This is a genomic window from Streptomyces yongxingensis, from assembly GCF_055597465.1.
In genome coordinates, this window is the sequence record NZ_CM145717.1 from 3,889,072 (window position 1) to 3,909,856 (window position 20,785).

The following is a 20,785-nucleotide window of genomic DNA, read 5'->3' on the forward strand; positions in this document are numbered from 1 at the left end:
ACGAAAGCGGTATTACGGACCCGCCCCGCTCAGCTCGCCCGCGCCCGCTCCAGCACCCGCTGGACCAGGTCCAGGGCCTGGTCGGCGTCCTTGCCGAGGTAGATCAGATCGACGAAGGCGTGCTGGATGCCCGCCTCCCGCTCGGCCCGGACCAGGATCGTCGCGATGTCGTCCACGGAGGCGTCGGCGCTCGGGTTGACCCGCAGGATCGCGTCGAATGCCGCCGGGTCCCGGCCCTCCCGCTCGACCGCTTCCCGCACCCCGGGCAGCCGCTCGGCGAGGTCGGCGACGGGGTCGGGCGCTCCGGACGCGGCGGGGACGACCGCGATGGGCAGCCAGCCGTCGGCGCGCCGGGCCACCCGGCGCATGGCCGCGGGCGCGAAGGCGGCGAGGTAGACGGGCGGGCGGGGGCGCGAGGCCGGTTTGAGGTCCACGTGGGAGGCGGGCACGGTCCAGTGGTCCCCGCGGTACTCGACCGGGTTCCGGGTCCACCAGGCGTCCAGGGCGTCGAGGCATTCGTCGAGGCGCCGGCCGCGCTCGGCCATGGGGACGTCCACCGCCTCGTACTCCTCGGGGGACCAGCCGGTGCCGAGCCCGACCAGCAGCCGGCCCGCGCTCAGCAGATCGACGGTGGTGAGGGAGCGGGCGAGCAGCGCGGGCGGGTACCAGGGGGCGTTGATGACATCGGTGCCGAGCTTGACCCGCTCGGTGGCCGCGGCGGCGGTGGCCAGCACGGCGAAGGGGTCCAGCGCGGCGCGGAATTCGGGCGGGATCACATCGGTGCCCGCATAGCCGACGATCGGGTCGACCGGGGCGAGCAGGCGGTCCCCGACCCACAGGCTGTCCGCGCCGAGTTCCTCGGCCTGGCGCGCGAACCGCGCGATGTCCTCGGGGTGGTGGGCGAGGGGACCGAACTGGGGAAGGGCGAATCCGATGCGCATACCGTCAGCTCCTCGTCGAGCGGATGGACACATTCCAGCGGGCACACTCCACGGTACGGAGAGATACCGAGAAGTACGGGAGGCGCGGGGCCCCAGAGACAGTTCAACGTTCATCTACTCGGGGGGCCAGAGGGCCACCGTCCGGAGCGAAGGGTTCCCGCCATGATCCCGGCGGCCGGAACCCGACGCCCTCTCCCACGCGTTGAGTGTTCCGTGAGCGAGACCACGACCGGCGGTGGACGCCGCGTCAGCAGGCGCACCCTCCTGATCGGCGGCTCGGCGGCCGGTCTGGGCGCGGGTGTCGCGGCCTATGCCGCGCGGGACGAGCTGGCCCGGATGTGGTGGCGGCTGCCCGGGATCGACAAGCCCCGTAAGGCGGGCGCGGTCGATCAGCCGGGCGCGGAGTGGATCGCGGCCTCGGGGGCGAACTGGCGGTGGGCGGACCGCCCGGACGACTACGCCATCGACCGGGTGGTGATCCATGTGGTCCAGGGCAGCTTCGACGACGCGGTGCGGGTCTTCCGGGACCCCGGACACCGCGCCGCGGCGCACTACGTGGTGCGCCGCGACGGGCATATCGCGCAAATGGTCCGGGAGCTGGACGTGGCGTTCCACGCGGGCAACCGCTCGTACAACGAGCGCAGTATCGGCATCGAGCACGAGGGGTTCGTGAGCGAGCCGAGCTCGTTCACGGACGCGATGTACCGGGCCTCGGCACGGCTCACCGCGTCGATCTGCGAGCGGTACGACATCCCGCGGGACCGCGAGCACATCGTCGGCCATGTGGAGGTGCCGGGCACCGATCACACCGACCCCGGCCGCCACTGGGACTGGGACCGCTACATACGGCTGGTGCGAGCGGTGCGCGTGACACGGACGGCGAAATAGCGGGCCCGAGCGAGCGGCGGCTCAGGCGCCGTAGACGATGGCGAGCGGACGGCCCGCGCCGTCGCCGCTGGTGGGCCTGGTCGCCTTGTTGTCGCCGATGTAGAGCTTCTTGCCGGTGTAGATCATGGTGCAGTCCCCGTAGATGTCCATGCCGGACTCCGCGTCCCTCATGTCGTCCGGGTGGGTCTGGAGCGTGTCCATCGCGAAGTCCTTGGCATCGACGCGCACGACCCCGCCCCCCTCGCTGTACGTGGAGCCCAGGTAGGCCAGGAGCGAGCCGTCGTCATCGGTCCGGATGGGCATCAGCGACCGGTTCTCCGCCATCTTCGTCTTCCCGGTCTCCTTGCCGGTCTTCAGGTTCAGACCGGTGATCCGGTCCCCCGGGCCGCCGTGGTCCACGTCCACCTCCGAGGAGAGGTAGAGGGTGCTGCTCGCCTTGTCGAGTGCGAGTTCGGTGCAGCCCTCCACGCTCGTGGCCGGGCAGTTGGGCTGGTACCCCTTGGCCAGCACGTCGATGGTGCTGAGCAGCTTGCCCTGCTTGCCGCTGTCGTCGATGGTCAGGATGTCCGTGGTGCCCGTCCCGGCGTCCGAGTCTCCGGTGTCGACGGCCACGACGAGCGGCGCGGTGGAGATCACATGCGCGTACTCGACCTTCTCGTCCAGCTTGTAGGACGACATCACGTCGCGGGTCTTGGGGTCGACCGTCTGGACCTCCAGCCGCTCGGTGCTGGAGTCCTCGCTGTCGCAGCCGCGAATCGCGACGATCTTGTCATCGCCGCCCGCGTAGCCGTTGTCGTCGCAGTCCGCGAGGTACGCGGGCTTCCACAGCGGCTTGCCGTCGAGCGACCAGGCTCCCCCGCCGCCGGTGCCGCCCGCGGCCACGGTGCCCCCGCCGATGGTGACCTCGTCGAACTGCACCCCGGCGTTGCCCTCGCTGTCCGACCCCTCCTTCTGCCAGACCAGCTCGCCCTTCTTCAGGTCGACAAGACCGACCTTGGTGCACAGCGCGTCCTCGCCCGCGCCGTCCCGGAACAGGATCGCGGTCAGCCCGTCCTTGGTCATATGCGGTGAGGCCCAGCAGAGCTGCCCGCCGAGCGGAATCCGCCACGTGGGCTTGGCACCGTCGAGCGAGTAGCCGACGATCTTGTTGACGTCGCCCTTCACAAAGGTCGAGTCCGTCACCCAGGTGCCCATGGTGTTGGTCTCCTTGCCGACCTTCGGCATGGCGACCTTGCCCAGCGTCTTCGCCTGGGCGCCCTTGGACGACGAGCCCCCGCTCTCACCGTCGTCATCGCCTCCGGACCCGCAGCCGGTCACCAGGGCGGCCGCGAGGACCCCGCCGGCGATCAGCTTCAGGGCGGGCTGGGAGCGCCACCCCCGCGACGGCGCCCGCCGCACCCCCCGCGGCTGCGGGGGCTGGTGCGACGGCTGGTGGTGCGGCGGCAGCGAAGGCTGCGACATCGATGAGCTCCTGGATTTCCCCGTGAAGAAAACCTGTGCGCGTATCCCGCATGACAGGTCCGTTGACGGGGAAATCCTTTCCCACGGCTCTCCGCCATTTCAAGCGGAGATTGGTGTTCCGTAGGTTATGTGAAATGGCCGCCGGAACAATTCGAATTCCGTGGTTATGATGAGGCGCTCCGGGGGGGCCGTCGGCGAGGCCGTCAGCTCAGCCCCGCCCCGCGCGCCCGTTCCACCGCCGGGCCGATCGCTTCCGCGACGGCCTCCACATCGGCCTTGGTCGAGGTGTGGCCGAACGAGAAGCGCAGGGTGCCCCGGGCCAGGTCGGGGTCGCTGCCGGTGGCCAGGACCACATGGCTGGGCTGGGCGACACCGGCCGTGCAGGCCGAGCCCGTCGAGCATTCGATGCCCTGTGCGTCCAGCAGCAGAAGCAGCGAATCGCCCTCGCAGCCGGGGAAGGAGAAGTGGGCATTGGCGGGGAGCCGGCCCGCCGGGTCGGGGTCGCCGCCGAGGACCGCGTCGGGCACGGCGGTACGGACGGCGGTGATCAGCGCGTCGCGCAGGGCGCCGATCTCACGGGCGAACTCCTCCCGGTGCTCGGCGGCATGCGCACCGGCCACGGCGAAGGCGGCGATGGCCGGGGTGTCGAGCGTCCCGGAGCGCACCTGACGCTCCTGGCCGCCGCCGTGCAGCACGGGCACGGGCGTGTGCTCACGGCCGAGCAGCAGCGCGCCGATGCCGTAGGGACCGCCTATCTTGTGGCCGCTGACGGTCATCGCGGCCAGTCCCGAGGCGGCGAAGTCGACCTCGGTCTGGCCGAACGCCTGGACCGCGTCGGCATGCAGCGGAACGTCGAATTCGGCGGCGGTGGCGGCGAGTTCGCGGACCGGCTGGATGGTGCCGATCTCGTTGTTGGCCCACATGACGGTGGCGAGGGCGACGTCCGAGGGATCGCGGGCGATCGCCTCGCGCAGCGCCTCGGGGTGTACCCGGCCGAGGGAGTCGACCGGCAGCCATTCGACCCGGGCGCCCTCGTGCTCGGCGAGCCAGTCGACCGCGTCGAGCACGGCGTGGTGCTCCACGGGGCTGGCGAGCACCCGGACGCGGGCCGGGTCGGCGCCCCTGCGGGACCAGTAGAGCCCCTTGACCGCGAGATTGTCGGCCTCGGTACCTCCTGCGGTGAAGACGACCTCGCTCGGGCGGGCGCCCAGCGAGGCGGCCAGGGATTCGCGCGACTCCTCGACGGTACGGCGGGCACGCCGGCCGGCGGCGTGCAGCGAGGAGGCGTTGCCCGTGACGGCGAGCTGGGCGGTCATCGCCTGCACCGCCTCCGGGAGCATCGGAGTGGTGGCGGCGTGGTCGAGGTAAACCATGGTGGCCTCGATTCTACGAGGCGTTGTGGGGGTGCGTACCGGGCGCGCGGGGGCGTGGTGTGCTCAGTGGCTTCTCGCGCCGCCCCTTCGGATCGTCCTGCGGTGCCCCCTCGACAGGTGCGGTAAGGAGTGTCTACGGTTTTACTCATGACAGGCACTGAGTGGAAGACCGAGTGGAACCTGGACCGCACCTACCCCAGCTCCTCCGGCGAGGTCCGCTGGACCGCGCTCGGCGCGCCGGACGCGCCGCCGGTCGTGCTGCTGCACGGCACGCCGTTCTCGTCGTACGTGTGGCGGGGCGTCGCCCGTGCGCTGGCCGACCGGTACCGGGTGTTCGTCTGGGACATGCCCGGCTACGGCGCCTCCGAGAAGCGGGCGGACCAGGACGTCTCGCTGGCCGCCCAGGGCCGGGTCTTCGGTGAGCTGCTCGAGGAGTGGGGACTGACCGGGGAGGGCGCGGAACCGGCCGTCGTCGCCCATGACTTCGGCGGTTGCGTCGCCTTGCGCGCACACCTGCTGCACGGTGCGAGGTTTCGCCGGCTGGCGCTGGTCGACCCGGTGGCCCTTCCGCCCTTCGGCTCCGCCGCCTATCAGCTGTTCGGCGGTCACGCCGAGGTCTTCGAGCAGCTTCCACCGGCGCTGCACCGGGCGCTGGTGCGGGAGTACATCGGGTCGACTGGCGGGCCGGGGCTGCACCCGGCGGTGTGGGAGCGGCTCGTCGAGCCGTGGTGTGGTGAGTCGGGGCAGCCCGCGTTCTACCGGCAGATCGCGCAGAACGATCAGCGGTTCATCGATGAGATCGAGGGGCGGTACGGGGAGGTTGAGCCTCCGGTGCTGGTGTGCTGGGGCACGGAGGATGCGTGGATTCCGGTGGCGCACGCGGATGAGCTGGCCGCTCGGATTCCGGGGGCGCGGCTTCGGCTGATCGAGGGGGCGGGGCATTTGGTGCAGGAGGACGCGCCTGCGGAGCTCACGGCTGCGCTCAGTGGGTTCCTCGGCTGAGGTGTCGTTGGCGGGTGCGGGGCGGTGGGCGGTTGCTGTTCCCCACCCCGCCCCTTCCCGACATCTGACGATATGCGGCTGCGCCGCGTGGGGGGGGCTCCGCCCCAGACCCCACCGGGGCTCCGCCCCCGCCGGGGCTCCGCCCCGGACCCCGGTCCTCAAGCTCCCCCAGCTACCGCTGGGAGGTGCCCCTGGACGGGCTGGGCGTTAGCGCCGGACGGGCTGGTGGTTCAGGCGCTCATCCGGAGAAGTTCGGCCGCGAAGAGGGCGATGTGGTGACGCCAGGCTTTTTGGGCCTCGGAGCGTTCCGTATCGGCCCCTGACGGGCCCGTTTGGGTGAGCACGAGGCGGGCGCCGTGGCCGGTGCCTTCGGTGAGTTCCCAGCGGACCGTTCCGGCGGGGCGGCCGCCGCGCTCCCAGTCGTAGGTGAGCACCCGGGGCGGCCGGGCCTCGGTGATCGGACCCGCCGGGACCGCGTCCGTACGGAAGCCCGAGGGGACCGGCGCCCCCGCCGCCGGCTCGGCGGTGATGTCGGTGGCCGGGCCGGTCAGCGCCCGCCATGCCGTCTCGGCGGGGCGGACCAGCTGGCGCTCGAAGCGCAGCCGCCAGCCGCCGTCCTCGGTGGTCTCCACCGTGCCCTCGGCGAGCCCGAACGCCTCGACGTACTGCTCGTGCAGCTCGGCCATGTCGCCGTGGGCGATCTCCTCGCCGCCGAGCAGGGCCGCGAGGCCCGTGATGCAGGCGTGCCAACCGGAGGCGAAGCTGGCCGCGCCGAAGCGGTCGCCGAAGGTGTGGGTGAGGGTCAGCACACAGCCCTCGCCCTCCGGGCGCAGCTCCCAGCGGAGCTCGTCCTCACCCCAGGTGAAGGCGAAGACACGGGGCGGGTCGAGCTCGGTGACGACGCCGTCCATGTCCGGGCCCTCGCGCCCGGGGAAGACGAAGCCCATCCTGCCCCCGGCCTTCAGCTCGACCTGGACCTCGGAGGGGAACCAGTGGGCGAGCTGGGCGGGCTCGGTCAGCGCCCGCCAGACCTTCTCCGGGGGATGGGCGAGCCGGCGCTCGAGGCGCAGGGCCGAGCGGCCGCCGCCGGACTGGGCGAGGGTGTCTTTCATGGCGCTTCTCCGTCGGGTGCGTCGGGGGGTACGTCGGGTGCCTCGGGTCCGCCGGTCTCGTCGGGGAGCTCCGGCATCGTGTCCAGGTGTCGTTCGAGCGCGTCGAGACGGTCGGTCCACAGCCGACGGTACGGCGCCAGCCAGGCGTCCACCTCGGCGAGCGGCTCCGGGCAGAGCTCGTACCAGCGGCGCTGGGCGTCCCGGCGGACCCGCACCAGACCGGCCTCGCGCAGCACCCGCAGGTGCTTGGAGGTGCCCGGCTGGGTGAGCCCCAGGTGCTCGGTCAGCTCACCGACCAGGCGGGGCCGCTCCAGCAGGAGGTCCAGGATCTGCCGTCGACTCGGCTCCGCGAGCACATCGAACGGTATGGCCATGACGTCAACATAACGCCTCGGCTATATAACCGCAAGGGAATGTAGCCCGGTGCTCGCCCGCCACCGGGGCTCCGCCCCCGTCCGCCTCAGGGCTCCTCCGTCGCCGTACTCCGCCGGTTCCACGCCCTCGGCGCCCGCCAGCCGAACCGCATCGCCAGCAGCCGCACCACAAACGCCACGGCGGCCGCGAGCGCACTCGTGGCCGCCGTAAGGGCGTCGAAATGGAGCAGCAGCGCCGCTATCGAGGAGCCGACGATGGCCGGGACGGCGTACAGGTCCCGGTCCCAGCGCAGCAGCGAGGGCACCTCATGGGCGAGGAGGTCGCGGAGCACACCACCGCCGACCGCCGTGGCCATGCCGAGGGTGACGGACGAGGTGAGGCCGAGCCCGAAGTCGTGCGCCTTCATCGTGCCCTCGACGCAGAACAGCCCCAGCCCGGCCGCGTCGAAGACCCCCACCGCCGCCGTGATCCGCTCGACCTCGGGGTGGAGGAAGAAGACGAGGGCGGTGGCGACGAGCGGGGTGAAGAAGTAGCCGAGGTCGGTGAAGGCGATGGGCGGCACCGCGCCGATCACCAGATCGCGGAAGACACCGCCACCCAGCGCGGTGACCTCGGCGAGCACCGCCATGCCGAAGACATCGAAGTTCTTCCGCACGGCGAGCAGCGCGCCGGATATCGCGAAGACGAAGATCCCGGCGACTTCCAGGGCGTGCTGAACGGACGGGGTGAACAGTTCGGTGGGCACCCGCCATTGTTATCCGCGCATGCCCACGGCCCCGTCCGGACCCCCGTTCCGTCTCAGCTCTCGGTCTTCTTCGTCACCTTCTGTGCCGACTCGGCACCGGGCTTCTCCTCCGGCGCCTGGTCAGATGCGTTCTCCGGGTGGTGGCAGGCCACCTGGTGGCCGGTGGCCAGCGACACCAGCGGCGGCTCTTGGCTCTTGCACACCTCGGTCGCCTTCCAGCACCGGGTGTGGAAGCGGCAGCCGGACGGCGGGGCGATCGGCGAGGGCACATCGCCCTTGAGCAGGATCCGCTCGCGCTTGGCGCGCCGCCTGGGGTCCGGCACCGGCACCGCGGACAGCAGCGCCTTGGTGTACGGGTGCATGGGGCGCTCGTAGAGGTCCTTGCGGTCCGCCAGCTCGACGATCTTCCCCAGGTACATCACCGCGATCCGGTCCGAGACATGGCGGATGACCGACAGGTCGTGCGCGATGATCACATACGTCAGGCCCAGCTCGTCCTGGAGGTCGTCCAGCAGGTTGACCACCTGTGCCTGGATCGACACGTCCAGCGCCGAGACCGGCTCGTCGGCCACGACCAGCTTGGGCTTGAGGGCCAGCGCCCGGGCGATGCCGATGCGCTGCCGCTGGCCGCCGGAGAACTCGTGCGGATAGCGGTTGTAGTGCTCGGGGTTGAGCCCGACCAGCGCCAGCAGCCGCTGGACCTCCGCCTTGACCCCGCCCTCGGGGGTGACGCCCTGGAGCCGGAAGGGCGCGCTGACGATCGCGCCGACGGTGTGCCGGGGGTTCAGCGAGGAGTACGGGTCCTGGAAGATCATCTGGACGTCACGCCGCATCGGCCGCATCTGGGCCGTGTTGAGATGCGTGATGTCCTTGCCCTCGAACTCGATCGTGCCCGAGGTGGGTTCGAGCAGCCGGGTGATCAGCCGCCCCATGGTGGACTTGCCGCAGCCCGACTCGCCCACCACGCCCAGGGTCTCCCCCGGCCGGACGTCGAAGTCGAGCCCGTCGACCGCCTGGACCGCACCGGACTGCCGCTGGAGCAGCCCCTTCTTGATGGGGAAGTGTTTGACCAGACCCGACACCTTGAGCAGGGGCTCGGGCGACGTCGTCGCCTTCTCCGGGACCGTCATCTTCGGATCCTTCGTGTCGGTCACAGCTTCGGCGCAATCTCTTCGGTCCAGATCCGGGTGCGCTCCTCCTGCGTCATATGGCACGCGGAGAAGTGCCCGCCGCCCCCGGCCTCGGTGAGCTCCGGCCGCTCGGTGCGGGTGATGTTGTCCTTCGGCACATCGGCGTACGGGCAGCGGGGGTGGAAGGCGCAGCCGGACGGGATGTTGATGAGGCTGGGCGGAGAGCCCTTGACCGGGATGAGCCGCTCGGTCTGGTCGCGGTCGATACGGGGCATCGAGCCCAGCAGTCCCCAGGTGTACGGGTGCTGGGGCTCGTAGAAGACCTTCTCGGCCGGGCCGCGCTCGACACAGCGGCCGCCGTACATCACCAGCAGATCGTCGGCGAGCTCGGCGACCACGCCCAGGTCATGGGTGATGATGATGACCGCGGAGCCGAACTCCTTCTGCAGGTCCCGGATGAGGTCGAGGATCTGCGCCTGGACGGTGACGTCCAGGGCGGTGGTCGGCTCGTCGGCGATCAGCAGTTCGGGGTTGTTGACCAGCGCCATCGCGATCATGGCGCGCTGGCGCATCCCGCCGGAGAACTCGTGCGGATAGCTGTCCACCCGCTTGTCGGGCTGCGGGATGCCGACGCGGTCCAGCAGCTCGATCGCGCGCTTGCGGGCCACCTCCTTGGTGACCTCGTGGTGCACCCGGTACGCCTCGATGATCTGGCGGCCGATGGTGTAGTACGGGTGCAGCGCGGAGAGCGGATCCTGGAAGATCATCGACATCTCGCGCCCGCGCAGCTTGCGCACCTCGTCGGGGTCGGCGCCCAGCAGCTCCTGGCCGTTGAGCCAGATCTCACCCGAGATCCGCGCCTTGCGGCGGCCGTACTGGCCCGCGGTGTGCAGCCCCATGATGCCGAGCGAGGTGACGGACTTGCCGGAGCCGGACTCGCCGACGATGCCGAGCGTCTTGCCCTTCTCCAGCCGGAAGCTGAGCCCGTCCACCGACTTCACCAGACCGTCGTCGGTCGGGAAGTGGACGCGCAGATCGCGCACCTCGAGGAAGGCGGTGGGGGCGGGCGAGCCCGCCGCGGCCACCTCGCCCACGGCGGCGGTGCCGGTGGCCGGCAGATCGCCGTTCCCGGGCTGTCCTGAGGGCTTGGTCAGGTCGGTCATCCGAGCCTCACTCGCGGGTCGATGACGGCGTACAGGAGGTCCACGACGAGGTTGGCGACCACGATGAAGACCGCCGCGATCAGGGTGACGCCGAGGATGACCGGCAGGTCCTTCTCGGTGATCGCGTTCACCGCGAGCCGCCCGAGGCCGGGCAGGTTGTAGGTGGTCTCGGTGAGGACCGCGCCGCCCAGCAGCGCGCCCAGGTCGAGGCCGAGCAGGGTGAGGACCGGGGTCCAGGTCGAGCGCATCGCGTGCCGGCCGATGACCACCCGCTCCCGCAGCCCCTTGGCGCGGGCGGTGCGGATGTAGTCCTCGCCCATGATCTCCAGCATGGTGGCCCGGGTGAGCCGGGCGTACATCGCCGCGTAGAGGAAGGCGAGCGTGATCCACGGGAGGATCAGGCTCTCGAACCACATCGCCGGATCGTCACCGAGCCCCTTGTAGTCCACGTTGACCCACTTCAGCGAGTAGCTGAAGATCGCCAGCGAGAGCAGACCGGTGAAGTAGATCGGCAGCGAGACACCGGCGAGCGCGACCGTCATCGCCGAGCGGTCCCACAGGGTGCCCCGGCGCAGCGCGGAGACGACACCGGTGGTGATACCGCCGACCAGCCACAGCAGACAGGCGCCCGCGGCGAGCGAGAGGGTGACCGGCATGGCGTCGGTGAGCTGCGGCCACACCGCCTGCTCGGTGCGGAAGGAGTAGCCGAAGCAGGGCGCCGGGCAGTGGGTGACGTCCGTGCCGTTGGCGTAGTCCCGGCCGACGAAGAGGCCCTGGACGAAGTGCCAGAACTGCACCAGGACCGGATCACCGAGGCTGAGCTTCTGCCGGATGCCCTCGATGGCCGCGGGGTCGGCCTGCTTGCCGACGAACAGCAGCGCGGGGTCGGAACCGGCCCACTTCGGGATCACGAAGAAGATGGCGAAGGTCGTAAGGGTGACGACCAACAGCATCACGACGACGGCGAACAAGCGCCGGATGAGATAAGCAAGCACTGTGCGCGGCCCGGGGGTGGCCCGTGATACCCCGGTCGAGGGGGATCACGGGCCACCGCCCGCGGCCATCACCTGCCCTTCGGGCCTATCGGGTGCGGCGATGGTTAACGTGTGCGGCGGATCGGGTGACCGGCCGTCACTTGACGACGCCCAGCTGGGAGTAGTCGTAGCGGCCGTTGTAGGCCGCCGACGAGAAGGCGTTCGTCAGCCGCGAGCTGCGCCAGGTGATGTTCTTCTCGTAGATGAACGGCATCTGCACGGCCAGGTCGCTGACCTTGTGGTTCATCTTCTGGTAGATCGCCCCGGCCTTGTTGGGGTCGGTCTCCTTGAGCGCGTCGTCGAAGTACTTGTTGATCTCCGCGTTGTTGGTCTCGGAGACGTTGTAGTTACCGGTCTGCTCGATGAAGCGGCCGTCGATCAGCGGCTGGGAGAAACCCTGGCCGGTGGGGAAGTCCGGGCCCCAGCCGGTCATGGACAGGCCGTAGCCGCGCTTCTTCATCACCGCCGGCGAACCGGTGATGCTGGCGGAGGTGCTGCCCTGGATCGGCTCCACGTTGAGGCTGATGCCGACCTTCTTCAGCGACGCCTGGAGCGCCTCGGCGGCGTCGACCTCGGCGGGCTGGTCGTTGCGGGCCACGATGCTGGTGGAGAAGCCGCCCGGCTTGCCGCACTGCTTCAGCTCGTCCTTGGCCTTGGCCACGTCCGCCTTGCCACCGCGCTTCAGGATGCCGTACGGGTCGTAGTCGTCCGAGCCCTTCACGCTCTTGGGGAGCATGTTGGTGGCGATGTCACCACCGGCCTGCGGGCCACCGCGGGTGGTCTGGAGCGACTTGTAGTCGGTGCCGTAGATGACCGCCTTGCGGCAGTGGATGTTGTCGAACGGCTTGACCTTGGTGGTGAAGTCGACGTACCGGACGAAGCTGGTGGTGATGTTGTCGACGTTGCCCTTGTTGTGCTTGAGGGCGTCGTTACGGCCCGAGGGGGTCATACCGGTGGCGCTGAGGAAGACGTCGTAGTCGCCCTTGATCAGCAGCCGGTCGATCGCCTCGAGGTTGGAGTTGAAGGTGACCGTGACCTTGTCCGGCAGGGCCGGGCGGATCGGGTCGGACGCCTTCTTCCAGTTGGTGTTGCGGACCAGCGACAGGCTCTTGCCCGGGGTGTACGACTGGACCTTGTACGGACCGGAGGAGAACGGCCGGTTGGTGTACTTGGCGCCGGTGTCCTTGTCCGCCTTCACCGGGGAGCCGGTCGGCATCGCGAGCATCTGCTCGAAGTCACCGTTGGGCTTGGCGAGGTTGAAGACGATGGTCTTGTCGTCCGGCGTCTGGATCGCCTTCAGGCCCAGCTTGTCCTTGGACTTGTCCTTGTACGGGCCCTTGTACTCGCCCTTGGGGTCCAGGACCTGGCGCAGATAGCCGGGGCCGCCGGAGACGACGTCCTTGGCCCAGATGCGCTCGATGCCGTACTTGACGTCCTTGGACGTGATCGGGGAGCCGTCCTCCCAGGTGATCCCGTCGCGCAGGGTGTAGGTGTAGGTCTTGCCGCCGTTAGTGATCTTGCCGGTGGAGGTGGCGAGGTCCGGGGTCAGCTCGTTCGCGGCGTTGCCCGGCTTCGGCGTGTAGGAGATCAGTTGGCGCGCGTAGAAGCGGGAGAAGTCCCAGGCGAACCCGTAGTACTGACGCTGCGGGTCGAGGGAGTCGAACTCCTGCTTGTTGATGAACTTGAGGGTGCCGCCCTTCTTGGCGGACTTGGCTGCGACACCCTTCACCGCGGCGTTGAACCCGGCACCCGAGCCCTCGTCGTCGGAACCGCCCCCACCGCAAGCGGCGGTGGCCAGGAGAGCGCCGACGACAGCCGCCGCTCCGGCGATCCGCCTGCTTCTCGACGAACGTTTCATAGTTGCTGCAACCTCCGGGTTAGAGCGGTCCTGAGCATGGCGCCGCGGAATACCTTGGGGAGCCGTCTGCCGGATGTGGCAGGGGCTGCTGATTGCGTTCGAGTACGACCGGGCGGCCGTGTGCCGCACCGTCATCGGGTGCCCTTCGGATCCAGTGCGTCGCGGACGCCGTCACCGAAGAGGTTGAAGGCCAGCACCGTGACGAAGATCGCCACACCCGGGATGATCATGAACATCGGGTCGTCCTCATAGGTGCCGACCGCCTTGGAGAGCATCTGCCCCCAAGAGGCGGTGGGCGGCTTCACGCCCGCGCCGAGGAAGCTGAGCGCGGCCTCGGTGAGGATGTTGGTGGGGATCATCAGCGTCGTGTAGACGGTGATCGGCGCCACCAGGTTGGGCAGCAGCTCGCGGAAGAGGATGTAGCGCCGGCCGGCGCCCAGGCTCCGCGCGGCCTCGATGTACTCCTTCTCGCGCAGCGACAGCGTCTGGCCGCGCACGATGCGGCCGACGTACGGCCAGCCGAAGAAGCCGATGACCGAGACCAGGATCGCGATCCGCACCCCGCTGCCGGTCAGTCCCAGCAGGTCGTTGGGGAGCACCGAGACCAGGGAGATGATGAAGAGCAGCTGCGGGAAGGCCAGCAGCATGTCCATCACCCGGCTGATCAGCGAGTCCACCCAGCCGCCGAAGTACCCGGCGATGATGCCGAAGATGGTGCCGAGGACCACCGCGACCACCGCCGCGAGGAAGGCCACCAGCAGCGAGATCCGGGCGCCGTAGATGACCCGGCTGAAGACGTCGCGGCCGTTGGACGGCTCCACGCCGAACAGGAAGTCCGAGCTGATGCCGCCCATGGACCCCTTCGGGGTGCCGAACAGCGGGTCGATCTCCTCCTGGTGGAACTCATTGGGTGGATGCCCGAGCAGACTCACGATGAGCGGAGCGAAGATCGCCACCAGCACGAGGAAGACGACAACGATGCCACCCGTCAGTGCGAGCTTGTCCCGCTTCAGGCGTGACCAGGCGATCTGCCGCAGCGATCTGCCTTCGACGGACGTTTTGACCACATCCGCCGCTACATCGGCAGTCGCCACCGGATCGCTGTCCGTGCTCGTGCCGTGCAATGGTGCCGTCATCGTGGTGGAGACCCCTCTCGACCGGTGGTGACCGGCCCACGACTCGCCGCTGTAGCGGCTTCGTTCACAACCTGGGTGAAAGTCGCGTTCTGGTACGGAACCTTTCTGGAAGGGGTCGTACGCAGGAACCGCACCCCTTGGAGCGGGAGTCTTCAACGCGTTTGTGATCACCCGCCAGTACTCCCGGGCAATGGATGCCTAACCGTGATGTGAGGAGTACCGCTCCGCTATACGGACGGTCGCGACACGAGAACGCAGCAGTAACCTCGTGCCCGTAATGGGGTGTTCGGCCCGATAGGGGCGTAAGGCCGGTCGGGCAATCCCGTCAATCGGTGCGCGGGGTGCCGAGCGCGCGGAATCACCGGGCGTGTGGAGTTCACCGGGCGCGCGGAATCACCGGGCGCGCGGAATCACCCGGACCCGCGGAATCACCCGGACCCGCGGAATCAGTACGCGGTGGGACGCGGTGGGACGCGGTGGCTCAGTACGCGGGACGCGGCGGCGGGTAGCCGTAGCCGTACGACGGCGGCGCGGCGGGCGCGGCGCCGAAGGCGTCACGGTCGAAGAAGGGGCGGGCGTTGGCCCGCATCCACATGGCGACGGGGTCGTACTCGTCCGAGAGCGCGACCGTGGAGACCGGCAGCCCGTCCGGCACGGCGGTGATCGACTGCTCCATCATCACCCGCACCGACTGCACCGCCGCCGCGCCGGTGTCGTACAGATCCAGACCGATCGCCAGGTACGGGGCGCCCAGCGCGGGCTGCACCCAGGCGCGCCGCAGCGAGCGCACCGCGGCGGTGCGATGCGCGTTCTGTCCCAACAGGGCGTAGAACTGGGGGATGTCGATGGCGGGATCGCTCAGCCGCAGCGGCCCGGCGGGCAGCCGGTCCAGGCCGCCCGCGATCCGGCGCAGATCCGGCCAGGGGATGCCCACTCCGCCGCCGTGGGCGTGAGGGTTGAGCCAGAGGCCGTAGCGGTCGCGGTAGAGGGAGTCGGCGATGAGGCGTCCGTCGACCACCTCATGCGCGCGGTTCCAGCCACTGGCGGCCAGTTCCTGCGCGGAGGTCACACACGGGGCGTAACCGAGGCCGTCCACGTCCATGTTCCCGTACTGGGCGTCGGGTGAGCCGGGGGCCCCGTGCCACAGCAGCATCCAGACCTGGCCCTCGCCGATGGCGTGCAGCAGCGCCTCGTAGGCGTCGTACCGGCCGGGAGCGACCTGCTGCAACGCTCGCTCAACCTGGCCGGCCGCCGCCCCCCAATCCGCGCCCGCGCTCACCTGGGTCCGCCCCTTCTCATCGCCTTGCCCGCGCCTCACCGGGGAGCGTGCTCGCACCCCTCTTGGTCATCAAACCAGCTTACGGGCCCCGGTAGCGGACCCAGGGGTGAGTCAGAGGTCACGGTCGTAGAACGGCCGCACCCGGCCCAGCATCCAGTCGGCCACCGGATCGCCCTGCGCCACGTCCAGCAGCACCAACTGGACCTTCCACCGCACCGGCACCGAGCCGAGGGCGCGGCCCAGCGCCTCCACCGCGCGCGCCTGCCCCTCGGGGCCGGGCTCGTCGAGCTGCACCCCGACGAAGAGCGCCGGCTCGTCGCCCTCGACGCTGGCCAGGGCGCGCCGGGCGGTCCGCACCCCGGTGCCCTTGGCGAACTCGATCCCGGCGGCGGCCAGGAAGTCCACCGGCTCGTCCTGCCAGTCCGGTTCGAAGAGCCGCACCCGGCCACCGGTGGCCGGGCCGTCGAGCTCGGTACGCCCGGCGCGGCACAACTCCCGGACGGCGGGCGGAGGCAGCGGTACGACCACCGCGCCACCGGGGTTCACCGCGATGCCGAGCTGGGGCGGCAGCCCGCGGGCGAACTCCACGGCCGGGGCGACGGTGAAGGACATATGGGAGCCGACGAGCTGGAGGAACTGCTGCTCGGAGCTGAACACCGGGACATACGCGCCGCCGTCGATCTCCATCGTGGGCAGATCGAGGCTCGGGCTGCCCGGACCCCCGCCGTTGGGCAGGGGAATCCAGAGGTGGCTGCGCGAGAGCGTCTCGACGATGCGCGCTCCGGCCCCGGGGACGTCGACCGAGGCGGCCATCACCTCTTCGAGCTCATTGCCGGGAAACGCCGGATGCGCGGCATACCCGCCGTCCGGGAATCCTCCGTGCGCCGGGGCCACTCCGTACTGCTCCGGGAAGCTCATCCTCGTCCAACCGCCATCTCGTCCGACCTGCCCGAAGCACCCTAACCGCTGGGCGGCCCGGGGCCGGAGGGGGCGGCGGCGATCTCCACAGCACTTCCCCACCTCGCCCGGGCCCACCCTCGTCACGCTGTGTGATGCCGATGGCCGATTTCCGGCCACTCGAGGGAGAGGCGTGATCACTCGAAGGAGATGCAGCGCAGCGCGCTCGCGGTCGGCCGGTCCAGCAGCACCGCCGACGCGCACCCCCGCGGCGGCCGCCCCTCCTCCATCCCGGCGATCAGCCGCCGCATCGCGCGCAGGTGGCGGCCGAAGGCGTAGGCGGAGACCCCGCGGCCGCGGGCGGCCTGGCCCTCCAGCGCCTCCGTGGCGCCCACGTCCAGCAGCACCATGTGGAGGCCGCGGCCCCGGCGCCGCACGTCCCGGGCCAGCCAGCGGCGGACCCACGGCAGCGCGCCGCAGTCGTGCACCACGACGCTCACGCCCGAGCGCAGCGCCCGGCGCAGCCCGGCGTAGTGGGCGTACCGGACCAGCGGGCGGTAGAGCGCGTACGGCAGCCAGCCGGGCAGCCTGCGCTCCCACGCGTCCCGGGTGTTCTGCGAGTCCACCCTGATGACGACCGCGCCCGTCTCGTCCAGGAGCGGCACCGTCCGGTTGATCAGCGTGCTCTTGCCACTGCCCGGCAACCCGGAGGCGACCAGCACATCCCCTGCCGGAAAGCGCAGCTCACGCGGGTCCGCGCCGCCGCCCTCCGCCCCGGCGCGCAGATCGCGCACCGCGCTTCTCCGGCCGGGGCGAGCCGTCGACCCGGTGGGGGTGCGGCCACGCCGCGCCGGCAGGAGCCTCTGTGTCGTCGCGTACGTTCCCTGCCCATGCACCGTGATCGTCCTCCCAGGTCGGTCAACGCTGCTCGTACCCGCAGAGTGTCAAGAAAAGGTAATGTCGGGCAAGGCTGCCCCTGACCGGGCGGCCGGAGCCCGGTCGGATCGGGGCTTCCCTTCTCGGCCATACATGCGATGATGTCCGCGCAACTCCATACCGGCCGCTTGAATCCGCGCGGGAGAGTCCTTGGGTCTCGGCATCCGTGCCGGGTGTCCAGGGCGCCGAAGGAGCAAGTCCTCCCTTGAATCTCTCAGGCCCCGATACCGCGCGGACGAGGCAGATCTGAAAAGCGGGCCGCGCGGGCGCGGCTCCACCCAAGGTGCAAGTCGGGCCCCTTACGGGCGTCACGGCGAACCTCTCAGGTTCCGATGACAGATGGGGAGGACGCACGCGTCCTTGTCGTCCGTCCTCGCCGTCGCGCGACCCTGACCCCTGGAGCCTGAATCGTGACCGACGCCCCGCCCACCCCACGCCGTACCGCGCTGGACGCGCGGCACCGCGCGCTCGGCGCCACCATGACCGACTTCGCCGGCTGGGACATGCCGCTGCGCTACGGGAGCGAGCGCGACGAGCACACCGCGGTGCGCACCCGCGCCGGGCTCTTCGACCTCTCCCACATGGGTGAGATCTCTCTCATCGGTCCGCAGGCCGGGGACGCCCTGGACCACGCCCTGGTCGGCCGGCTGTCCGCGCTCGCCGTGGGCCGCGCCCGCTACACGATGATCTGCGACCACGAGGGCGGCATCCTGGACGACCTGATCGTCTACCGCCTCGGGGACGAGGAGTTCCTGGTCGTGGCCAACGCCGCCAACGCCCAGGTGGTGCTGGACGCGCTGACCGAGCGGGCCGGCGGTTTCGAGGCGACCGTAAGGGACGACCGCGACGCCTACGCGCTGCTCGCCGTCCAGGGGCCCGAGTCCCCGGGGATCCTGAAGCGCCTGACCGACGCCGACCTGGACGGGCTGAAGTACTACGCCGGGCTGCCGGGCACCGTCGCGGGCGCCCCCGCCATGATCGCCCGCACCGGCTACACGGGCGAGGACGGCTTCGAGCTGTTCCTGGCCCCGGACGACGCCGAGCGGGTGTGGGAGGCGCTGACCGAGGCCGGGGCCCCGATGGGCCTGGTGCCCTGCGGTCTCTCCTGCCGGGACACCCTGCGTCTCGAGGCGGGCATGCCGCTGTACGGGCATGAGCTGACCACCGACACCACCCCCTTCGACGCGGGCCTCGGCCGGGTGGTGAAGTTCGACAAGCCGGGCGACTTCGTCGGCCGCGAGGCCCTGGAGGCCGCGTCCCGCCAGGCGGACACCGTCACCCCGCGCACCCTCGTCGGCCTGATCGCTTCAGGCCGCCGGGTGCCGCGCGCCGGATACGCCGTGGTGGCCGCCGACGGCTCACCGATCGGCCGGGTCACCTCGGGCGCGCCCTCGCCGACGCTGGGCAAGCCGATCGCGATGGCGTACGTGGACCCGGAGTACGCGGGGCCCGGCACCGAGGGGGTCTTCGTGGACATCCGCGGTACCCGGGAGCCGTACGAGGTCGTGGCGCTCCCCTTCTACAAGCGCGAGCGCTGAGCTCCTCCGAGCGCGAGCGGGCCCCCGGCCCCTCGCTGAGCGGCGGCCGCGGCGGGCCCGGTGGTTCGCGTCCCGTCCCGGCCCAGCGCGTCCCCTCGGCGTCGTCTTCCCTCGGCGCCGCGTCCCACCAGCTAAGACCCGTTTCCCAAGCACTCCCCCGTATCCAGGAGAATCGGACCATGAGCAACCCCCAGCAGCTGCGGTACAGCAAGGAGCACGAGTGGCTGTCGGCCGCCGGCGAGGACGGCGTGTCGACGATCGGCATCACCGAATTCGCGGCCAACGCGCTCGGCGATGTCGTCTATGTCCAGCTCCCGGACGTCGGTTCCACGGTCTCCGCCGGTGACACCTGCGGTGAGCTGGAGTCCACCAAGTCGGTCAGCGACCTGTACGCGCCGGTCTCCGGCGAGGTCACCGAGATCAACGAGGACGTGGTGAACGATCCGGCGCTGGTGAATTCCGCCCCCTTCGAGGGCGGCTGGCTGTTCAAGGTGAGGGTGACGAGCGAGCCGGAGGACCTGCTCTCCGCCGACGAGTACACCGCCTTCGCCGAAAACTGACCCTCCTTATTCGATCGGGACCCTCGATGTCGCTTCTCAACAGCTCCCTGCACGAGCTCGACCCGGACGTCGCCGCTGCTGTCGACGCCGAACTCCACCGCCAGCAGTCCACCCTGGAGATGATCGCCTCGGAGAACTTCGCTCCGTCGGCGGTCATGGAGGCCCAGGGCTCGGTCCTGACCAACAAGTACGCCGAGGGCTACCCCGGCCGCCGTTACTACGGCGGCTGTGAGCACGTCGACGTGGTCGAGCAGATCGCCATCGACCGGGTGAAGGAGCTCTTCGGCGCCGAGGCGGCGAACGTCCAGCCGCACTCCGGCGCCCAGGCCAACGCGGCCGCGATGTTCGCCCTGCTCTCCCCCGGCGACACCATCCTGGGGCTGAACCTGGCGCACGGCGGCCATCTGACCCACGGCATGAAGATCAACTTCTCCGGCAAGCTCTACAACGTGGTGCCCTACCACGTGGACGCCGAGACCGGTCTGGTCGACATGGACGAGGTCGAGCGGCTGGCCAAGGAGCACCGCCCCAAGCTGGTGATCGCGGGCTGGTCGGCGTACCCGCGCCAGCTCGACTTCGCCGCCTTCCGCCGGATCGCGGACGAGGTCGGCGCGTACCTGATGGTCGACATGGCCCACTTCGCGGGTCTGGTGGCGGCCGGGCTGCACCCCTCGCCCGTACCGCACGCCCATGTGGTGACCACCACCACCCACAAGACCCTGGGCGGTCCGCGCGGTGGCGTGATCCTCTCCACCGCCGACCTGGCCAAGAAGATCAACTCGGCGGTCTTCCCGGGCCAGCAGGGCGGTCCGCTGGAGCATGTGGTCGCGGCGAAGGCGGTGTCCTTCAAGGTGGCGGCGAGCTCGGCGTTCAAGGAGCGCCAGGAGCGCACGCTGGAGGGCGCCAGGATCCTCGCCGAGCGCCTGACCCAGGACGATGTGCGGGAGGTGGGCGTCGCCGTCCTCTCCGGCGGCACCGACGTCCATCTGGTCCTGGTCGATCTGCGCGACTCCGAGCTGGACGGGCGGCAGGCCGAGGACCGGCTCCACGAGGTCGGCATCACGGTCAACCGCAACGCGATCCCGAACGACCCGCGGCCCCCGATGGTCACCTCGGGCCTGCGGATCGGCACCCCGGCGCTGGCCACGCGCGGCTTCACCGCGGAGGACTTCCGCGAGGTCGCCGACGTGATCGCGGAGACGCTGAAGCCGTCGTACGACGCGGAGGCGCTGAAGGCCCGGGTCACCGCCCTGGCCGACAAGCACCCGCTGTACGCGCACCTGTCCAAGTAGCCGGACCCGGGGGCGCGCCCGCCCTGGCGCGCCCCCGCCGCACCACCCCGCACCCCGCACCACCC

The 20,785-nt window shown here is 70.5% G+C and carries 19 protein-coding genes and 1 riboswitch; of the genes, 5 read left to right on the forward strand and 14 right to left on the reverse strand.

The window, feature by feature from the left end; all coding sequences use genetic code 11:
- Positions 1-29 precede the first annotated feature (29 nt).
- The gene (locus ACZ6TD_RS16200) at positions 30-941 is read right to left on the reverse strand and encodes a TIGR03619 family F420-dependent LLM class oxidoreductase (RefSeq protein WP_471354617.1); all 912 of its coding nucleotides are present in this window, start codon (positions 939-941) and stop codon (positions 30-32) included.
- A gap of 213 nt (positions 942-1,154) precedes the next feature.
- On the opposite strand from ACZ6TD_RS16200, the gene ACZ6TD_RS16205 reads away from it, so the two are divergent.
- The gene (locus ACZ6TD_RS16205; RefSeq protein ID WP_471354619.1) at positions 1,155-1,829 is read left to right on the forward strand and encodes an N-acetylmuramoyl-L-alanine amidase; all 675 of its coding nucleotides are present in this window, start codon (positions 1,155-1,157) and stop codon (positions 1,827-1,829) included.
- Between the two features lie 21 nt (positions 1,830-1,850).
- Here the strand turns inward: ACZ6TD_RS16205 and ACZ6TD_RS16210 are convergent, their stop codons facing one another.
- Positions 1,851-3,290 carry a hypothetical protein gene (locus ACZ6TD_RS16210; protein ID WP_471354621.1) on the reverse strand — a complete coding sequence of 480 codons (1,440 nt, stop codon included), beginning with the start codon at positions 3,288-3,290 and terminating at the stop codon, positions 1,851-1,853.
- A gap of 203 nt (positions 3,291-3,493) precedes the next feature.
- Complete coding sequence (locus tag ACZ6TD_RS16215) at positions 3,494-4,663, reverse strand: cysteine desulfurase family protein (RefSeq protein ID WP_471354623.1); 1,170 nt, start codon at positions 4,661-4,663, stop codon at positions 3,494-3,496.
- Positions 4,664-4,810: 147 nt separating this feature from the next.
- On the opposite strand from ACZ6TD_RS16215, the gene ACZ6TD_RS16220 reads away from it, so the two are divergent.
- Positions 4,811-5,665 carry an alpha/beta fold hydrolase gene (locus tag ACZ6TD_RS16220; RefSeq protein WP_471354625.1) on the forward strand — a complete coding sequence of 285 codons (855 nt, stop codon included), beginning with the start codon at positions 4,811-4,813 and terminating at the stop codon, positions 5,663-5,665.
- A gap of 230 nt (positions 5,666-5,895) precedes the next feature.
- Here ACZ6TD_RS16220 and ACZ6TD_RS16225 read toward each other — a convergent pair whose 3' ends face one another.
- The 11 genes from ACZ6TD_RS16225 to ACZ6TD_RS16275 form a co-directional block, all read right to left on the reverse strand.
- Entirely contained in the window at positions 5,896-6,777 is an 882-nt protein-coding gene (locus tag ACZ6TD_RS16225) for an SRPBCC family protein (RefSeq protein WP_471354627.1), read from the reverse strand.
- On the reverse strand, positions 6,774-7,151 hold the full coding sequence (locus ACZ6TD_RS16230) for an ArsR/SmtB family transcription factor (RefSeq protein WP_471354629.1): 378 nt from the start codon (positions 7,149-7,151) through the stop codon (positions 6,774-6,776). Before ACZ6TD_RS16230 ends, ACZ6TD_RS16225 begins: the two co-directional genes overlap by 4 nt.
- Before the next feature lie 86 nt (positions 7,152-7,237).
- Complete coding sequence (locus ACZ6TD_RS16235) at positions 7,238-7,897, reverse strand: trimeric intracellular cation channel family protein (RefSeq protein WP_471354631.1); 660 nt, start codon at positions 7,895-7,897, stop codon at positions 7,238-7,240.
- A 53-nt stretch (positions 7,898-7,950) separates the two neighbouring features.
- Complete coding sequence (locus ACZ6TD_RS16240; RefSeq protein WP_471354633.1) at positions 7,951-9,027, reverse strand: ABC transporter ATP-binding protein; 1,077 nt, start codon at positions 9,025-9,027, stop codon at positions 7,951-7,953.
- Positions 9,028-9,047: 20 nt separating this feature from the next.
- Complete coding sequence (locus ACZ6TD_RS16245) at positions 9,048-10,190, reverse strand: ABC transporter ATP-binding protein (RefSeq protein WP_471354636.1); 1,143 nt, start codon at positions 10,188-10,190, stop codon at positions 9,048-9,050.
- Positions 10,187-11,161 carry an ABC transporter permease gene (locus ACZ6TD_RS16250; protein WP_471354637.1) on the reverse strand — a complete coding sequence of 325 codons (975 nt, stop codon included), beginning with the start codon at positions 11,159-11,161 and terminating at the stop codon, positions 10,187-10,189. The genes ACZ6TD_RS16245 and ACZ6TD_RS16250 overlap by 4 nt, the downstream gene beginning before the upstream one ends.
- Positions 11,162-11,321: 160 nt before the next feature.
- Entirely contained in the window at positions 11,322-13,082 is a 1,761-nt protein-coding gene (locus ACZ6TD_RS16255) for an ABC transporter substrate-binding protein (protein ID WP_471354639.1), read from the reverse strand.
- A gap of 131 nt (positions 13,083-13,213) precedes the next feature.
- On the reverse strand, positions 13,214-14,218 hold the full coding sequence (locus tag ACZ6TD_RS16260) for an ABC transporter permease (protein ID WP_471354641.1): 1,005 nt from the start codon (positions 14,216-14,218) through the stop codon (positions 13,214-13,216).
- Between the two features lie 481 nt (positions 14,219-14,699).
- Positions 14,700-15,497 (reverse strand): enhanced serine sensitivity protein SseB C-terminal domain-containing protein, encoded by a 798-nt coding sequence (locus tag ACZ6TD_RS16265; protein WP_471354643.1) that lies wholly within the window; start codon positions 15,495-15,497, stop codon positions 14,700-14,702.
- Positions 15,498-15,608: 111 nt separating this feature from the next.
- The gene (locus ACZ6TD_RS16270) at positions 15,609-16,415 is read right to left on the reverse strand and encodes an enhanced serine sensitivity protein SseB (protein ID WP_471354644.1); all 807 of its coding nucleotides are present in this window, start codon (positions 16,413-16,415) and stop codon (positions 15,609-15,611) included.
- Positions 16,416-16,591: 176 nt separating this feature from the next.
- Entirely contained in the window at positions 16,592-17,290 is a 699-nt protein-coding gene (locus ACZ6TD_RS16275; RefSeq protein ID WP_471354646.1) for an AAA family ATPase, read from the reverse strand.
- Between the two features lie 169 nt (positions 17,291-17,459).
- A riboswitch (glycine riboswitch) is annotated at positions 17,460-17,570 on the forward strand.
- Positions 17,571-17,740: 170 nt separating this feature from the next.
- On the opposite strand from ACZ6TD_RS16275, the gene gcvT reads away from it, so the two are divergent.
- The 3 genes from gcvT (at position 17,741) to glyA (ending at position 20,720) form a co-directional block, all read left to right on the forward strand.
- A complete protein-coding gene (gcvT, locus tag ACZ6TD_RS16280; RefSeq protein WP_471354648.1) occupies positions 17,741-18,868 on the forward strand; it encodes a glycine cleavage system aminomethyltransferase GcvT in 1,128 nt (375 codons plus the stop codon).
- Between the two features lie 179 nt (positions 18,869-19,047).
- Positions 19,048-19,428, forward strand: a complete 381-nt coding sequence (gene gcvH / locus ACZ6TD_RS16285; RefSeq protein ID WP_046090265.1) for a glycine cleavage system protein GcvH — start codon at positions 19,048-19,050, stop codon at positions 19,426-19,428.
- A gap of 26 nt (positions 19,429-19,454) precedes the next feature.
- Entirely contained in the window at positions 19,455-20,720 is a 1,266-nt protein-coding gene (gene glyA, locus ACZ6TD_RS16290) for a serine hydroxymethyltransferase (RefSeq protein WP_471354650.1), read from the forward strand.
- Positions 20,721-20,785 lie beyond the last annotated feature (65 nt).

Bases quoted from the DNA above. Each gene is read 5' to 3' on its own strand.
- ACZ6TD_RS16230 (WP_471354629.1), bottom strand. From the start codon at position 7,151: ATGGCCATACCGTTCGATGTGCTCGCGGAGCCGAGTCGACGGCAGATC.
- ACZ6TD_RS16240 (WP_471354633.1), bottom strand. From the start codon at position 9,027: ATGACGGTCCCGGAGAAGGCGACGACGTCGCCCGAGCCCCTGCTCAAG.
- ACZ6TD_RS16225 (WP_471354627.1), bottom strand. From the start codon at position 6,777: ATGAAAGACACCCTCGCCCAGTCCGGCGGCGGCCGCTCGGCCCTGCGC.
- ACZ6TD_RS16200 (WP_471354617.1), bottom strand. From the start codon at position 941: ATGCGCATCGGATTCGCCCTTCCCCAGTTCGGTCCCCTCGCCCACCAC.
- glyA (WP_471354650.1), top strand. From the start codon at position 19,455: ATGTCGCTTCTCAACAGCTCCCTGCACGAGCTCGACCCGGACGTCGCC.
- ACZ6TD_RS16210 (WP_471354621.1), bottom strand. From the start codon at position 3,290: ATGTCGCAGCCTTCGCTGCCGCCGCACCACCAGCCGTCGCACCAGCCC.
- ACZ6TD_RS16245 (WP_471354636.1), bottom strand. From the start codon at position 10,190: ATGACCGACCTGACCAAGCCCTCAGGACAGCCCGGGAACGGCGATCTG.
- ACZ6TD_RS16270 (WP_471354644.1), bottom strand. From the start codon at position 16,415: ATGAGCTTCCCGGAGCAGTACGGAGTGGCCCCGGCGCACGGAGGATTC.
- gcvH (WP_046090265.1), top strand. From the start codon at position 19,048: ATGAGCAACCCCCAGCAGCTGCGGTACAGCAAGGAGCACGAGTGGCTG.
- ACZ6TD_RS16260 (WP_471354641.1), bottom strand. From the start codon at position 14,218: ATGACGGCACCATTGCACGGCACGAGCACGGACAGCGATCCGGTGGCG.
- ACZ6TD_RS16220 (WP_471354625.1), top strand. From the start codon at position 4,811: ATGACAGGCACTGAGTGGAAGACCGAGTGGAACCTGGACCGCACCTAC.
- ACZ6TD_RS16215 (WP_471354623.1), bottom strand. From the start codon at position 4,663: ATGGTTTACCTCGACCACGCCGCCACCACTCCGATGCTCCCGGAGGCG.
- ACZ6TD_RS16255 (WP_471354639.1), bottom strand. From the start codon at position 13,082: ATGAAACGTTCGTCGAGAAGCAGGCGGATCGCCGGAGCGGCGGCTGTC.